At 72.5% G+C, this 15181-nt stretch carries 13 protein-coding genes; 10 read left to right on the top strand and 3 right to left on the bottom strand.

The window, feature by feature from the left end; translation table 11 throughout:
- The first annotated feature begins 23 nt into the window (after positions 1-23).
- The 5 genes from OG965_RS13495 (at position 24) to OG965_RS13475 (ending at position 5483) form a co-directional block, all read left to right on the top strand.
- On the top strand, positions 24-269 hold the full coding sequence (locus OG965_RS13495) for a hypothetical protein (RefSeq protein ID WP_067158271.1): 246 nt from the start codon (positions 24-26) through the stop codon (positions 267-269).
- Positions 270-311: 42 nt separating this feature from the next.
- Positions 312-1673: an NYN domain-containing protein gene (locus OG965_RS13490; protein WP_371652288.1), complete on the top strand. Its 1362-nt coding sequence runs from the start codon at positions 312-314 to the stop codon at positions 1671-1673.
- Positions 1674-1930: 257 nt separating this feature from the next.
- Entirely contained in the window at positions 1931-2956 is a 1026-nt protein-coding gene (locus OG965_RS13485; protein ID WP_371652287.1) for an NlpC/P60 family protein, read from the top strand.
- 264 nt (positions 2957-3220) lie between these two features.
- Complete coding sequence (locus OG965_RS13480; RefSeq protein WP_371652286.1) at positions 3221-4237, top strand: NlpC/P60 family protein; 1017 nt, start codon at positions 3221-3223, stop codon at positions 4235-4237.
- 16 nt (positions 4238-4253) lie between these two features.
- Positions 4254-5483 carry a hypothetical protein gene (locus OG965_RS13475; protein WP_371652285.1) on the top strand — a complete coding sequence of 410 codons (1230 nt, stop codon included), beginning with the start codon at positions 4254-4256 and terminating at the stop codon, positions 5481-5483.
- A 15-nt stretch (positions 5484-5498) separates the two neighbouring features.
- On the opposite strand, the gene OG965_RS13470 is transcribed toward OG965_RS13475, so the two are convergent.
- Entirely contained in the window at positions 5499-6023 is a 525-nt protein-coding gene (locus OG965_RS13470; RefSeq protein WP_371652284.1) for a PadR family transcriptional regulator, read from the bottom strand.
- Between the two features lie 75 nt (positions 6024-6098).
- Between OG965_RS13470 and OG965_RS13465 the strand changes: the two genes are divergently transcribed.
- Complete coding sequence (locus OG965_RS13465) at positions 6099-7442, top strand: MATE family efflux transporter (protein WP_371652283.1); 1344 nt, start codon at positions 6099-6101, stop codon at positions 7440-7442.
- Here the strand turns inward: OG965_RS13465 and OG965_RS13460 are convergent.
- The gene (locus OG965_RS13460; protein ID WP_371652282.1) at positions 7400-8635 is read right to left on the bottom strand and encodes a glycosyltransferase 87 family protein; all 1236 of its coding nucleotides are present in this window, start codon (positions 8633-8635) and stop codon (positions 7400-7402) included. The two genes, OG965_RS13465 and OG965_RS13460, sit on opposite strands and share 43 nt — an antisense overlap.
- A 107-nt stretch (positions 8636-8742) precedes the next feature.
- Here OG965_RS13460 and OG965_RS13455 point away from each other — a divergent pair, with 107 nt between their 5' ends.
- Both OG965_RS13455 and OG965_RS13450 read left to right on the top strand, forming a co-directional pair.
- Entirely contained in the window at positions 8743-9885 is a 1143-nt protein-coding gene (locus OG965_RS13455; protein WP_371652281.1) for a glycosyltransferase family 4 protein, read from the top strand.
- A 269-nt stretch (positions 9886-10154) separates the two neighbouring features.
- Positions 10155-11774: a GMC oxidoreductase gene (locus OG965_RS13450; RefSeq protein ID WP_371652280.1), complete on the top strand. Its 1620-nt coding sequence runs from the start codon at positions 10155-10157 to the stop codon at positions 11772-11774.
- 13 nt (positions 11775-11787) lie between these two features.
- On the opposite strand, the gene OG965_RS13445 is transcribed toward OG965_RS13450, so the two are convergent.
- Complete coding sequence (locus tag OG965_RS13445; RefSeq protein ID WP_371652279.1) at positions 11788-13584, bottom strand: long-chain fatty acid--CoA ligase; 1797 nt, start codon at positions 13582-13584, stop codon at positions 11788-11790.
- Between the two features lie 270 nt (positions 13585-13854).
- Between OG965_RS13445 and OG965_RS13440 the strand changes: the two genes are divergently transcribed.
- Both OG965_RS13440 and OG965_RS13435 read left to right on the top strand, forming a co-directional pair.
- Positions 13855-14616: a metallophosphoesterase gene (locus OG965_RS13440; protein ID WP_371652278.1), complete on the top strand. Its 762-nt coding sequence runs from the start codon at positions 13855-13857 to the stop codon at positions 14614-14616.
- Between the two features lie 93 nt (positions 14617-14709).
- Positions 14710-15180 carry an SRPBCC family protein gene (locus tag OG965_RS13435; RefSeq protein ID WP_371652277.1) on the top strand — a complete coding sequence of 157 codons (471 nt, stop codon included), beginning with the start codon at positions 14710-14712 and terminating at the stop codon, positions 15178-15180.
- The last annotated feature ends 1 nt before the right edge of the window (position 15181 follow it).

Genomic DNA, 15181 nt, shown 5'->3' with positions numbered 1-15181 from the left:
CCGTGGAAAGAGGTCAGCACCACATGACCAGCGTTCCCCTGCCCACCGCCACCACCCGGTGGCGCTGCACCCTCTGCGGCAATCTGACCCGTTTCGACGTCACCCGCTCGTCGAAGGTCGTCGAGTACGTCCATCTGGACCTCGCCGGAGAGCCGAAGGTCGAGGAACGCGAGGTGGTCAGTGAGACCATCGAGTCGGTGCGCTGTCGCTGGTGCAACGCGGTGGACCAGATCGAGCTGGTGGACAGGCCGGGCGCCGGCTCCGAGTGAGCCGCCCCGGTGAGTGACGGACGACAGTTGAGGTGACGGATCGTGGAGCATGCAAGCGGTGCCGAACCGGCCGGTGCGGCCGGTGACGGCCCCGCCGAGGTGCTCGACCGCCCGCTGCCCGAAGGGGTGCGGCGCAGGGTCGTCGCCCTGGTCTCGGACGCCTTCGGTGGGCTGACCGTCGCCGAACTGCCGTCGCAATTGCGACAGTACGCCCGTTTCACCCCGACTCGACGTGCCAAGTTCGCGGGCAACGCCATGGCCGCGGCCCTGGAGTCCGACCCGGTCTTCCGTCAGCGGATCGGTGAGCGCCTGAAGGAGGCGCAGCCGGAGCTGGCGGGCGCCCTGGAGTCCGGCGCGCCGCCCGCGGCCGCCGATCCCGTCGACGTGGCGGCCGCCGCGTATGTGCTGCGGCCCACCGGCTGGGTCAAGTTGGTCGCCGCCGCCGGCGAGGAGGCCCTGCGCGCCGACGCCGAGCGCGCCGACGAGGAGGGCCGGCGCGAACTGGAGCGGCTGCGCCGGGAGCTCGCCGAGGCGCACGAGCGGCTGCGTACCGAGCAGGAGGACCTGCGCACCGACCTGGCCGCGGCCCGCAAGGAAGCGGAAGCGCTCCAGCGCAAGCTGCGCAGCGCGCTCAGCGACGTCAAGCGGGGCGAGGCCGCCCTGCGCAAGGTCACCGGTGAGATCGACGGGATCAGAGCGGAGGCGGCGGCCCAGGTGGCCGCCGCCGAGAGCGAGTCGCGGCGGATCAGGACCCGGCTCACCGAGGCCGAGGCGTCCGTCGAGGCGAGCCGGCGCGCGGTGCGCGAGGGCCGCTCGATCGAGGACATGCGGCTGCGGCTGCTGCTCGACACGGTTCTGGACGCGGCGTCGGGGCTGCGGCGCGAACTCGCCCTGCCCCCGGCCTCGGTGCGGCCCGCCGACACCGTGGAAGCGGTCGAACCGGGGCAGATGACCCCGAAGGACATCGCGGCCCGGGCGCTCTCGGAGACCGATCCGGCGCTCCTGGACCAGCTGCTCGCGCTGCCGCAGGTGCATCTGGTGGTGGACGGCTACAACGTCACCAAGACCGGCTATCCGACGATGCCGTTGGAGAAGCAGCGGCTGCGGCTGCTCGGCGGTCTCTCCGTGCTCGCCGCGCAGACGGGCGCCGAGGTGACCTGCGTCTTCGACGGCGCCGAGCTGGCCGCGCCGGTGCTGCTCGCGCCGCCCCGTGGCGTACGGGTGCTCTTCTCGAAGCCGGGTGTGACCGCCGACGAGCTGATCCGCCAGCTGGTGCGGGCGGAGCCGTCCGGGCGGCCGGTGGTGGTCGTCTCGACCGACCGCGAGGTGGCGGACGGGGTGGCCAAGGCCGGTGCCCGGCCCGTTGCGTCCGTCATGCTCCTGAAGCGGCTTTCGCGCGTCTAGCAACTCCTGCGTTCAATGCCCGAATTCGGGTGATCAGTTCCCAGCGCTCTGTCAAGTGCCCATTACTACGCGTGGGATGACTGTAAAGAATCCTCCCGGCGACCGCTTTTTTTCCCATCAGGATTTGAACTGATCACAAGAACGTCACTAGGGTCGGGGCTCGAACCTTCACGCGGCTGATCACTCGTCCGGGTGGCCGTGAGGGTCCCGCCGAGTCTGAAGCTGTTCGGCGGCTGAGGAAGAAGGAGCTCGCCTTCGTGGCGTCCCACCGTCGACCCAAGCCTGCGAGCCGCACCCGTGTGACCGTGCTCACCGCGACCGCCGCCGCAGCCGTCGCTCTCACGTCCCAGGCCGCGCACGCGGACCCGAAGCCGTCGAAGAGCGAAGTGAAGTCCAAGGTCGACAAGCTGTACGACGAGGCCGAGCAGGCGACCGAGAAGTACAACGGCGCCAAGGAGAAGCAGGGCCAGCTGGAGAAGCAGGTCGGTGCGATCCAGGACAAGGTGGCCCGCGGCCAGGACGAGCTCAACAAGCTCCGCGACGGCCTCGGTTCGATGGCCTCGGCGCAGTACCGCTCGGGCGGCATCGACCCCTCGGTCCAGCTCTTCCTCTCCGCCAACCCGGACGACTTCCTGGACAAGGCGTCCTCCCTGGACCAGCTGAGCGCCAAGCAGAGCGAGGCGCTCCAGAAGATCCAGGCGAAGCAGCGCAGCCTGGCGCAGGAGCGCAAGGAAGCCCAGGACAAGCTCAAGGACCTCGCGGACACCCGCAAGGAGCTCGGCACCAAGAAGGCCGAGACCCAGTCCAAGCTCGCCGCCGCGCAGAAGCTCCTCAACTCGCTGACCGCCGCCGAGAAGGCCTCCCTGGCCGCCGACGACGCCCGCGCCAACCGCACCAACGAGCGCGCCGACCTCGGCAACGAGGCCCCCGCCTCCAACCGCGGCGCCGCGGCCCTGGCCGCCGCCCAGACCCAGATAGGCAAGCCGTACGTGTACGGCGCCACCGGCACCGCCTCGTTCGACTGCTCCGGGCTCACGTCCTGGGCCTACCGCCAGGCGAACGTCTCCATCCCGCGCACCTCGCAGGCCCAGGCCGGCGCCGGCACCCAGATCGGCCGCAGCCAGCTCAAGCCGGGCGACCTGGTGCTGTTCTACGGCGACCTGCACCACGTCGGCCTGTACGCGGGCAACGGCCAGGTGCTGCACGCCCCGAAGCCGGGCGCCAACGTCCGCTACGAGGCCATGGGCAACATGCCGTTCCAGTTCGGCGTCCGCATCAGCTGACCGCCGGGCCCCGCCGCCCTCCACCGCGTAACGAGTCGATTGCCATCGCCCTCCGAACGGGCGAATTCCGGCGACGCCCGCTGACGCCACGCCCCGCCGGTGACCTGTGTTCTCCGGCGGGGCGTCACTTTGCGTAGGCGCCCGGGTCGTTGGCACCCCGTGGCCGCCCGGCTACTGTCCGGCGTGCGGTGCCCCCGTGACTCTTCCAACTCGTCCGCCCACCCGGGCGGCAGGGGCCGCACCAGCGGAAGGAGTGCGGCTTCCTTGGCGTCCCATCGCCGTCCCACGCAGTCCGGCCTCTCCCAGAGCACCCGGGTCACCGTCCTGTCCGCCGCGGCGGCCACCGCGGCCGCGGCCTTCGCGGCGCCCGCGAGCGCCGACCCGGGCGACACCGGCAAGGACCGGGTCGACCGGCTCTTCGCGCAGGCGGAGGAGGCCACCGAGCAGTACAACAAGGCGGACGAGCGCGCCGATCAGCTGCGCGAGCAGGTCAAGCAGACCCAGGACAGCGTCGCCCGCGGCCAGGAGCGCATCAACCGCATGCGGGGTGTGCTCGGCGCGATCGCGGGTGCCCAGTACCGCGCGGGCGGCCTGGACCCCTCGCTAGCGCTGCTGCTCTCCGAGGATCCCGACACCTATCTCGACAAGGCCGCCGCCCTCGACCGGATCGGCGAGCGCCAGAGTGCCGACCTGCGCGAACTCCAGCAGGAGCAGCGGCGGATCGGCCAGCAGCGCACCGAAGCCACCCGCAAGCTCGCCGAGCTGGAGCGCAGCCGCGTCGAGGTCGCCCGGCACAAGCGGACCGTCGAGTCCAAGCTCGCCCAGGCCCGCCGGGTGCTGCTGGCGCTGCCGACGTCCGAGCGCGCCGCCTTCGACCGGGCCTCGCGCGGCGGGCGCGGCGAACTGCCCGACCTGAGCGGGGCGGTGCCCTCCTCCGGGCGTGCGGCGGCCGCGGTGGCGGCGGCCCGCCAGGCGGTGGGCAGGCCCTACATCTGGGGCGCCAACGGCCCGTCCGGCTTCGACTGCTCGGGCCTGATGCAGTGGTCCTACGCCCACGCCGGCGTGGGGCTGCCGCGCACCTCGCAGGCCCAGCGGTACGCCGGGCACCGGGTCTCGCTCTCCGAGGCGCAGCCCGGGGACCTGGTCGCCTACCGCTCCGACGCCAGCCACATCGGGATGTACGTGGGCAACGGCCAGGTGATCCACGCCCCCTACCCGGGCGCGCCGGTGCGCTACGACCCGGTGGGCATGATGCCCATCTCCTCGATCACCCGCGTGTGAACGTACGATCGGGAGGATGGCGTACGGCTGGCTGAGCGGCAGGTGGCGACGGCGCACGGCGGGATACGGTCTCGCCGCGCTGCTGTCCGTCTCCGCCTGCTCGGCCCCGGCCGAGGCCCCCGACCCCGTCACCGGCCAGGTGCAGCGCACCCTGGACGGACGGGCGGCCGCCGTCCTCGGGCACGACGAGCGCGGCTATCTGGCCGCGCTCGACCCGGGCGCCGGGACGCTGCGGGACGCCCAGCGCGCCGAGTTCGCCAATCTGCGCCAGGTGCCGCTGGGCGCCTGGGCCTACCGGGTGACCGGGGTCAGCCGCAAGGGCGACCGGGCCACCGCCCAGGTCGAGCTGCGCTACCGGCTCGACGGGTACGACAGTGCGCCGGTGACCTCGGCCAGGGTCGTCGAGCTCGACGAGCGGGCCGGGCGCTGGTACGTGACGGGCGACCGGCCGGGCGAGGGCGCCGCCGAGCCGCTGTGGCAGCAGGGCCCGGTGTCCGTGGTGCGCGGCGCGCACAGCCTGGTCCTCGGCGTCGGCCAGGACCGTCAGGTGCTCCAGCAGATCGCGCACACCGCCGACCGCGCGGTGCCCGCCGTCTCGGCCGCCTGGCCGGGCCGCTGGGCGGGCCGGGTGGTGGTCCTGGTGCCCGCCTCGCTCGACGCGATGGCAGCGCTGCTCGGCGCGCCCCCGGCCTCGTACCGGGGGATCGCGGCGGTGACCACCGGCGAGGCGGGCGGGGCCGGGACGGCGCCCGCGGACCGGGTGATCGTCAACCCCGAGGCGTACGGCGTCCTCGGGGACCTCGGCCAGCGGGTCGTCCTCACCCACGAGACCACCCATGTCGCCACCCGCACCCGGACCTCCTCCGCGACCCCGATGTGGCTCTCGGAGGGGTACGCGGACTGGGTCGGCTACCGGGGCACCGGGCGCACCCCCGCCGAGGCCGCGCCGGAGCTCCAGCAGGCGGTGCGGCGCGGCGCGGTGCCCGACGAGCTGCCCGCCGACCCGGACTTCGGCTTCGAGGGCGGCGCGGACCGGCTGGCGCGCGCGTACGAGGGCGGCTGGCTGGCGTGCCGCATGATCGCCCAGCGCTGGGGCGAGGGGAAGCTCGCCGCCCTCTACGCGTTGGTGGGCGGGCAGAAGCACCGCGAGGGCGCGCTGGAGAAGGCGATGAACGAGGAACTGGCCACCACGCCGAAGGAGTTCACGGCCCTGTGGCGCGCCTACGTCCGCGACCAGCTGGGCTGACCGGCTCCGCCGGGGTCAGCCCTCCAGCTCCTCGACCGCCTCGGCCAGCCACTTCTTCTCGGCCGTGCCGGTCGCGCGGGCGATCCTGAGCATCCCCCGGCGGAAGAGGTCGGGGCTCTCCTCGGCCCGTACGGGCTCGCCGTCGCGGTAGAAGAAGCTCGCCGGGGTGTTGAGGAACTCCTGGCGGCGGCGGAGCACGGCGGCCTGCTCGGCCCGGTCGGGCAGCCGCCCGAGGAAGGCGAGCACGGTGAAGAACCGCTGCCCGTCGGTGATGTCGGTGTCCTTGGGGTGCCGCAGCCGCTCGTACAGCTCGGCGCGGCCCGCCTCGGTCAGGATGAGGATCCGGCGGGGCGCGGCGCCGGTGCCCGGCTCGGTGCGCTGCTCCAGCTTTCCCGCCTTCGCCAGCCGGGTGATCGCCGGGTAGAGGGCGCCGTCGCTCACCGGCCGGACGTGGCCGCTCAGCCCTCTGATGCGCTCCTTGAGTTCATAGCCGTGCAGCGGTTCCTCGTCGAGGAACCCCAGGATCGTCAGCTCCAGCACCTACTTCTCCTTTCGGCCCGGCCATGGTATCTCTTTTCGCTGTACCTCGATTCGAGGTACAGCGAAAAGAGGGGGATGGATCTCGTGTCACACCGCCGTCGGCTGATCTCGCTCGCGTACCCGGTCTACTTCGAGCTCCTGGCGGGGGTCGCGGCCGGGGTGATCAACATGGTCTGGGTGGCCCGGCTCGGCGGGAGTTCGGTCGCCGCCGTCGCCGTCGCCACGAACGTGGAGAACCTGCTGCTCGGCCTGATCCTCATGGCGGGCACGGGGACCACCGTCCTGGTCGCCCGGGCCAGGGGCGCCGACGACCCGGGCGGGATACGGGCGGCGGTGCGCGGCGGCTGGGCGCTGTGGGCGCTGATCACGCCGGTGGTCGCGGTCGGCGGCCACCTCTGCCGCGAGCCGCTCGCCCGGCTGGTGCTCGGTGGCACGGACGACGCCGTACTCGCCCTGGCCGCCAGCTACTTCGCGATCGCGCTGCCCGGCACGGCGGTCTTCTTCGCCACCAACGTCGTCGACGGCATCCTCAAGGGCGCGGGCGACACCCGCACCCCGATGCGGCTCGCCTTCCTCGCCAACGGGCTGATCCTCGTCCTCGACCCGCTGCTGATCCTCGGCTGCGGTCTGGGCGTGCGCGGCGCCGCCCTCGCCACCGTCACCGGGCGGGCCGTGGCCCTCGCCGTCGGCCTGGGGGCGCTGAGACGCGACCCGGCGCTGCGCGCGGCCCGGCGGGCCGCACCGCGCGAGTCCGGGACGGCCGCCCTGCGCCGGACCTTCACCACCGGACTGCCCATGTCGCTCGACTTCGTCGTCCGGATGGCCGGGGCGCTCGCCCTGGTCGCGGTGGTCGCCAGGATCGGCGTCGGCGAGGTCGCGGCGTACGGCATCGCGACGAAGGCGATGTACGCGGCCACCATGGCCTTCTACGCCGTACGCCAGGCCGCGTCCATCCACACCGCGCATCTGCTCGGCACCGGGCGGGACGAGCGGGTCGCGGTGGGGCGGCAGGCCGCGCTCCTCTCGGGGGCGCTGGGGACGGCGGCCGCGCTGCTGCTGCTCGTGTCCGCGCCCTGGATCATGGCGGCCTTCGGTGCCACCGGCGAGGTGGCGGCGGCCGGCACGCTCTATCTGCGCTGCCTCGGCCCGTACCTCGTACTGCTCTCCGCCTTCATCGCGCTCGGCGGGGTCTTCGAGGGCAGCGGCGGCAGCCCGGCGCTCGCCGGGGTCACCGCGTGCGGCGTCGCCCTCCAACTGCCGCTCGCCCTCGGCCTGTCCGGGCTCGGCCTGCCGGGGATCTGCCTCGCGATGGCGCTGTCCATGGGGCTCCAGTGCGCCGCCGTCGCGCGCATGCACCGGCGGCTGCGGACGGCCGGTCAGCGGACCAGGACCGAGAACACCCTGGTGCGGACCCGCTGAACGGGCAGCGGACGGCCCGGGACCGTGCTCCGCCACAGCCGCCGGCACGCGCTCACCGACGCCACGGCGAGGAGCCCGTTGCGTACGAACAGGAGCAGCACCCCGAGCCAGTCGCTCGCCACCACGTGCGAGAACCAGATCGGGAACTCCAGCAGCGTCACGCCCGCGGCGGCCAGCACCAGATACGCGGGCCGGGCCATCGGGGCGCCGCGGAAGACCAGGCACACCGCCGCGAGCCCGACCAGCCAGAGCAGATACTGCGGGCTGATCACGCGGCTGGTGGTGGTGAAGAGCAGCACGGCGGTGAACGCGGCGTCCGCGAGCGTGCTCGGGCCGGTGCGGTGCGCCCGCAGCCGCCACACGAGCAGCCAGCCGAACGCCACCGCCGTCAGTCCCATCGCCAGGGTCGAGACCAGCGGCACGTACGGGCCGAGGAACTCCACCGACCCGTAGTTGAGCTGCACCCGGCCCCGCCAGCCGAGGTGGCGGGCCACATGGAAGACCAGGGCGCCGAGCGACTCGACCTCGGTGCCGCGGTCGCGCTGGAAGGTGAGGAAGGCGAAGGCGCCGGGCGCGACCGCGTGGCAGCCGAGCAGGAACGCGCCCGCGGTGACGGCCGCCGCGGCCCACGCCCGGCGGGGCGCCCGGGCGAGCAGCAGCACGGGCCAGACCTTGAGCAGGGCGCCGAGCGCGGCGAGCGAGCCGAGGACCCGCGGGTGGCGGACCCCGGCCAGCAGCGCGGCCACCGCGACCGCCGTCACCATCAGGTCGTAGCGCGCGTACGCGGTGGGCCCGAGCAGCGGTACGCCCCAGACCCAGATCCGGGCGCCCGCGCGGGACTTGCCGGGGCGCCCGGACGCGTACAGGAGCAGCCCGAGGACCAGCGCGTCGGCGAGCAGCGCGAGGACGAAGAAGCCCGAGGCGTAGTCGAGGAAGGGGACGGCGGCGGGGGAGAGGATCGCGAGCGCGGCGGCCGGCGGGTACTGCCAGGTGACGTCGTCCAGCGGATAGGTGCCGGTCTTCAGGACCTCGTACCAGCCCTGGTAGATCACCGAGACGTCACTGGTGACGTCCGGGCCCGGGACGAGAAGGACCCGGAAGACGCAGAGCAGCAGCAGACACCGGGTGACGGCGAACACCGCCGCCATGGCCCGGATGCCCGTCGTGGTCCCCGCACCATTTCCCACCGACATGCCCACCTCATCCGTAAGGCCGGATTTCTGGAAGTTCGAGCAGTCATGATGCCCGGCGGGGCCGTGCGTGAGCGACGAGGCGGGGCCGTTCGGTACTGTCGGCGGCGATGCACAAGACCTTGATCGTGACCAATGACTTCCCGCCGCGCCCCGGCGGGATCCAGGCGTTCCTGCACAACATGGCGCTGCGCCTGGACCCGGAGCAGCTGGTCGTCTACGCCTCCACCTGGAAGCGGAGCCGGGAGGGCGTCGAGGCGACCGCCGCCTTCGACGCCGAGCAGCCCTTCACCGTGGTGCGCGACCGCACCACCATGCTGCTGCCCACACCCCGGGTGACCCGGCGCGCGGTCGGGCTGCTCAAGGAGCACGGCTGCTCCTCGGTGTGGTTCGGGGCCGCGGCGCCGCTCGGCCTGATGGCGCCCGCGCTGCGTCGGGCGGGCGCCGAACGCCTCGTCGCCACCACGCACGGCCACGAGGCGGGCTGGGCCCAGCTGCCCGGCTCGCGGCAGCTGCTGCGGCGCATCGGCGAGGGCACGGACACGATCACCTATCTGGGCGAGTACACCCGCTCCCGGATCGCGGCCGCGCTGACCGAGCGGGCGGCCGACCGGATGGTCCAACTGCCGCCGGGCGTCGACGAGAAGACCTTCCACCCGGGCTCGGGCGGCGCCGCGGTGCGCGAGCGCCTGGGCCTGACCGACCGCCCGGTGGTCGTCTGCGTCTCGCGACTCGTCCCGCGCAAGGGCCAGGACACCCTGATCCTCGCGATGCCCGCGATCCTCGCGCGCGTGCCGGACGCGGTGCTGCTGATCGTGGGCGGCGGCCCGTACGAGACGGAGCTCCACAAGCTCGCCCAGGACACCGGGGTCGCGGACTCGGTCCGCTTCACCGGCTCCGTCCCCTGGGCCGAACTGCCCGCGCACTACGGCGCCGGCGACGTCTTCGCCATGCCCTGCCGTACGCGCCGGGGCGGGCTCGACGTGGAGGGCCTGGGCATCGTCTACCTGGAGGCGTCGGCGACCGGCCTGCCCGTGATCGCGGGCGACTCGGGCGGCGCGCCCGACGCGGTCCTGGACGGCGAGACGGGCTGGGTGGTCCGGGGCGGCTCTGCCGAGGAGTCGGCGGACCGCATCGTCACCCTCCTCCAGGACCCGGACCTGCGCCGCAGGATGGGGGAGCGGGGCCGGGCGTGGGTGGAGGAGAAGTGGCGCTGGGACCTGCTGGCGGAGAAGCTGCGGCAGTTGCTGTGACGGGTGGGTGGGGGTGGGCCCGGGGTTCGTCTGCGGGCCGGTGGCGGGCTGGCCGCGCAGTTCCCCGCGCCCCTAGAAATGCCGCTGCGCGGCAATCCCCTGGGCGCCCCGAAGGGGCGCATCTTAGGGGCGCGGGGAACTGCGCGAGCAACCCGCCACCGGCCCGCAGACAAACACCGGGCCCACCACACTCCCACCTCTGACGGTCACTCAGATTTGAGACAACGTGAACCCTGGGCGGAAGGCCAAATTCCGCCCATGCTGCGCGCATGACACCAAATCTGACGCGCCGTCACCTCCTGGGGCTCGGCGCCCTCCAGACGGCCGCACTCCTGGGCCTGCCCCGAATCACCCTCGACCCCGCCCGCGCCGCCGGGGCGGCTCCGGCCGCGTACACCCCCGCCCTGGTCATCGGCTCCGGCTACGGCGCCGCCGTGGCCGCGCTCCGGCTCGGGCAGGCCGGCGTCCAGACCCTCGTCCTGGAGATGGGCAGGCTCTGGGACACCCCCGCCTCCGACGGCAAGGTCTTCTGTTCGACCTCCGCACCGGACCAGCGCTCCATGTGGTTCCGCACCCGGACCGAGGCACCTCTCGCCACGTTCCTCTGGCTCGATGTCGTCAACAGGAACATCAGCCCGTACCCCGGCGTCCTCGACCGGGTGAACTACGGCGACATGTCCGTGTACGTGGGGCGCGGCGTCGGCGGCGGCTCGCTCGTCAACGGCGGCATGGCCGTCACCCCGCGCCGCGACTACTTCGCGGAGGTCCTGCCGCAGGTCGACGCCGCCGAGATGTACGCCACGTACTTCCCGCGCGCCAACGCCATGCTCGGCGTGAACTCCATCGACCCGGCCTGGTTCGAGTCCACCGAGTGGTACAAGTTCGCCCGCACCTCACGCAAGGCGGCCCAGAACGCCGGTCTGAAGACCGTCTTCGTACCCAACGTCTACGACTTCGGGTACATGCGGCGCGAGGCGGCCGGCACCGCCACCAAGTCCGCGCTCGCGGGCGAGGTCATCTACGGCAACAACCACGGCAAGCGGTCCGTCGACAAGACCTACCTCGCCGCGGCCCTCGGCACCGGCAAGGTCACCGTCGAGACCCTGCACCACGTCCGCGCGATCCGCGGACAGCCCGACGGCGGGTACGTGGTCACCGCCGACCGGACCGACCCGGCCGGCAAAGTCGTCGAGACCCGGGAGATCGGCTGCGGGAAGCTCTTCCTCGGCGCGGGCAGCCTCGGCACCACCGAACTGCTGCTGCGCGCCCGCGAGACCGGCGCCCTGCCCGCCCTCGACCCGGCCGTCGGCACCGGCTGGGGCACCAACGGCAACATCATGACCGCCCGCGCCAACCACATGTGGGACACGGTCGGCGCCAACGAGGCCACCATGCCCGCCCTGGGCATCGACGACTGGGCCAACGCCGCCAACCCGGTCTTCGCCGAGATCGCCCCGCTGCCGATGGGCTTCGAGCACTGGGTGAGCCTGTACCTGGCGATCACCAAGAACCCGCAGCGCGGCACGTTCACGTACGACCCGGCGACCGACTCGGCCAAGCTGAACTGGACGAAGGCGCAGAACCAGCCCTCGGTCGACGCGACCCGCAAGCTCTTCGACCGGATCAACTTCAAGAACGCGACGATCTACCGGTACGACCTGTTCGGCAACGACACGCCGTTCGCGGACGACTTCTGCTACCACCCGCTCGGCGGCTGCCCGTTGGGGCGGGCGACCGACGGCTACGGGCGGGTGAAGGGGTATCCGGGCCTGTACGTCACCGATGGAGCCCTCGTGCCCGGCTCCATCGGCGTCAACCCGTTCGTCACGATCACGGCGCTCGCCGAGCGCAACCTCGAACGCGTCCTCGCGGAGGACTTCGCCGCGTAGGCCCGCGTACGCCTCAGTGGGTGTAGATCGCCTCGATCTCGTCGGCGAAGTCCTTCGCCACGACATTGCGCTTCAGCTTCAGCGACGGGGTGATGTACCCCGCCTCCTCCGTGAACTGGGAGGTGAGAATGCGGAATTTCCGCACCGATTCCGCCTTGGAGACCGCGGCGTTGCCGTCGTCCACCGCCCGCTGCACCTCCGCGAGCAGCTCCGCGTCCTGGCGCAGCGAGGCCGCCGTCGAACCGGCCGGCTTGCCGTGGTCCGAGGCCCAGTGGGCCAGGAACTCCTCGTCGAGCGTGACCAGCGCGCCCACGAACGGCCGCCCGTCGCCGACCACCATGCACTCCGCGACCAGCGCGTGCGCGCGGATACGGTCCTCGATCACCGCCGGGGCGACGTTCTTGCCGCCCGCCGTGACGATGATCTCCTTCTTGCGGCCGGTGATCGCGAGGTAGCCGTCCTCGTCGAGGGTGCCGATGTCACCGGTGTGGAACCAGCCGTCGGCCAGCGCCTCGGCGCTCGCCGCCTCGTTGTTCCAGTACCCCGTGAACAGGTGCTCGCCGTGCAGCAGCACCTCGCCGTCGTCCGCGATGCGCACCACGGAACCCGGCAGCGGCTGGCCGACCGTGCCGATCTTCTGCCGGTCCCACGGGTTGAACGCGGTCGCCGCGCAGGACTCGGTGAGGCCGTACCCCTCCAGGACCGTGAAGCCGATGCCCCGGTAGAAGTGGCCGAGCCGCTCGCCCAGCGGGGCGCCGCCGGAGATCGCGTACTCGCCCTTGCCGCCGAGCACCGCGCGCAGCTTGCTGAAGACGAGCTTGTCGAAGACCCTGTGCTTGATCCTGAGGCCGAGGGACGGGCCCTGCGGTGTGCCGAGCGCGCGGCTGTAGGCGATCGCGGTGTGCGCGGCCTTGTCGAAGATCGCGCCCTTGCCGTCCGCCTGCGCCTTGGCCCGCGCCGCGTTGTAGACCTTCTCGAAGACCCGCGGCACACCGAGGATCAGCGTCGGCCGGAACGAGGCCAGCTCGTCGGTGAGGTTCTTGATGTCCGGCACGCAGCCGAGCTTGATCGGCGCCATCACGGACGCCACCTCGACAAGGCGGCCGAAGACGTGGGCGGCGGGCAGGAAGAGCAGGACCGAGCACTCGCCGGTGCGGAAGAGCGGCTTGAGGCGCTCCACCACGTTGCCGCACTCCGCGAAGAAGGCGCGGTGGGTGAGCACACAGCCCTTGGGGCGGCCGGTGGTGCCGGAGGTGTAGACGATGGTCGCCGGGTCGTCCGCGTGCGCCGAGGACATCCGCTGGTCGAGCAGCTCGTCGGAGACGTCCGCGCCGGTCGCGGTGAGCTGGGCCACCGCGTCCGCGTCCAGCTGCCAGATGCCCTTGAGGGCGGGCAGCCCGGACTGCACGGAGGTGACGGAGGCCTGGTGCGCCTCGGACTCGACGACGCACAGGGTCGCGCCGGAGTCGCCGAGGATCCACTGGATCTGCTCGGGCGAGCTCGTCTCGTACACGGGGACGGTGACCGCGCCCGCGCTCCAGATGGCGAAGTCGAGCAGCACCCACTCGTAGCGGGTGCGGGAGAGCAGGGCGACCCGGTCGCCCGGCTCGACGCCGGCGGCGATGAGGCCCTTGGCCACCCCGCGGACCTCGGCGAGGAACTGGGTGGCGGAAACGTCGGTCCAGCGTCCCGCGACCTTGCGGCCCATGACCGCGACATCGGGATGCTGAGCGGCATTGCGGCGGATCAGATCCGTCAGGTTGCCGTCCGTGGGGACCTCGTACAGGGCCGGAAGGCTGAACTCGCGCAAGACTGCTGCTCCTCATCGGGCGCCGGTGCCACGGCTCTGTGTGACGCACCGGCTTGGTCCAAGATCGGGCAGGTGCTCGGAGAACGCGTGGGGCGGTGCTCCGAGCACGACTGGACTGCCCGGACGTTACCCACCGGTAGTGGGTTCCCGATAGGGGGTCCTGGTCAGATGTTCGCTGCGTCACACGGATTTCGCGCCGCTTCGCGCACAGTAGTCCACTCGTTTCGCGACTCGGAAGTAACCGCAGGTCCGGCGCCCTAGGGTGGCTCCATGCGAGTACATGTGATCAGCGATGTGCACGGGAACACCGAGGGCCTGGCGAAGGCGGGCGACGGCGCGGACGCCCTCGTCTGCCTGGGTGACCTCGTCCTTTTCCTCGACTACGCCGATCACTCGCGCGGGATCTTCCCCGACCTCTTCGGTGTCGAGAACGCGCACCGGATCGTCGCCCTGCGCACCGCCCGCCGCTTCGAGGAGGCCCGTGAGCTGGGCCGCTCGCTCTGGGCCGGACTCGACCGGGAGGCCGCCATCGAGTCGGCGGTCCGCCGTCAGTACGCCGAGATGTTCGCGGCCTTCCCCACCCCGACGTACGCCACCTACGGCAATGTCGACATACCGGCCCTCTGGCCGCAGTACGCGGGACCGGGCACCACCGTCCTGGACGGCGAGCGGGTCGAGATCGGCGGGCGCGTCTTCGGCTTCGTGGGCGGCGGGCTGCGCACCCCGATGCGAACGCCCTTCGAGATCTCCGACGAGGAGTACGCGGCCAAGGTCGAGGCGCTCGGCGAGGTCGACGTGCTGTGCTCGCACATCCCGCCGGACGTCCCCGAGCTCTGCTACGACACGGTTCCCCGCCGCTTCGAACGCGGCTCGCGCGCCCTGCTCGAAGCCATCCGCAGGACGAAGCCCCGGTACGCCCTGTTCGGCCACGTCCACCAGCCGCTCGCCCGCCGGGTCCGGGTCGGCCGCACCGAGTGCGTGAACGTCGGCCACTTCGCCGCCACCTCCCGGCCCTTCGCCCTGGAGTGGTGACCCGGGCTCCGGGCAGAGGCCCCGGCCGCACGCGATAGCCTGCACGTCTACCGACCCCCACACACCGGCCCGCGCACTGGAGGAGCCACGACGATGGCGGAACACACCAGCTCGTCTATCACCATCGAGGCGGCACCGGCCGAGGTGATGGGGGTGATCGCCGACTTCGCCCGCTACTCGGAGTGGACCGGAGAGGTGAAGCAGGCCGAGGTGCTGTCCAAGGACACCGAGGGCCGGGCCGAGCAGGTCCGGCTGGTGCTCGACGCGGGCGCCATCAAGGACGACCACATCCTCAAGTACACCTGGGACGGCCCCCACAAGGTGAGCTGGAGCCTGGTCAAGTCCCAGATGCTGCGCGCCCTCGACGGCTCCTACAGCCTCGCCGACGCCCCCGGCGGCCACACCGAGGTCACCTACCAGCTGACCGTCGACGTCAAGATCCCCATGCTCGGCATGATCAAGCGCAAGGCCGAGAAGGTCATCATCGACCGCGCGCTCGCGGGGCTGAAGAAGCGCGTCGAGTCCGGCGCGGCCGGTTCCGCCGACGGGGCCGAGAAGGCCTGAG

Origin of the sequence: Streptomyces sp. NBC_00224, assembly GCF_041435195.1 — a bacterium.
Classification (GTDB): Bacteria; Actinomycetota; Actinomycetes; order Streptomycetales; family Streptomycetaceae; genus Streptomyces.
The sequence above is the reverse complement of the archived record's forward strand: the minus strand, read 5'-3'. Positions and strand labels throughout refer to the sequence as shown.

Coding starts and splice junctions, on each gene's coding strand:
- OG965_RS13435 (WP_371652277.1), top strand. CDS start 14,710: ATGGCGGAACACACCAGCTCGTCTATCACCATCGAGGCGGCACCGGCC.
- OG965_RS13440 (WP_371652278.1), top strand. CDS start 13,855: ATGCGAGTACATGTGATCAGCGATGTGCACGGGAACACCGAGGGCCTG.
- OG965_RS13455 (WP_371652281.1), top strand. CDS start 8,743: ATGCACAAGACCTTGATCGTGACCAATGACTTCCCGCCGCGCCCCGGC.
- OG965_RS13475 (WP_371652285.1), top strand. CDS start 4,254: ATGGCGTACGGCTGGCTGAGCGGCAGGTGGCGACGGCGCACGGCGGGA.
- OG965_RS13465 (WP_371652283.1), top strand. CDS start 6,099: ATGGATCTCGTGTCACACCGCCGTCGGCTGATCTCGCTCGCGTACCCG.
- OG965_RS13450 (WP_371652280.1), top strand. CDS start 10,155: ATGACACCAAATCTGACGCGCCGTCACCTCCTGGGGCTCGGCGCCCTC.
- OG965_RS13495 (WP_067158271.1), top strand. CDS start 24: ATGACCAGCGTTCCCCTGCCCACCGCCACCACCCGGTGGCGCTGCACC.
- OG965_RS13460 (WP_371652282.1), bottom strand. CDS start 8,635: ATGTCGGTGGGAAATGGTGCGGGGACCACGACGGGCATCCGGGCCATG.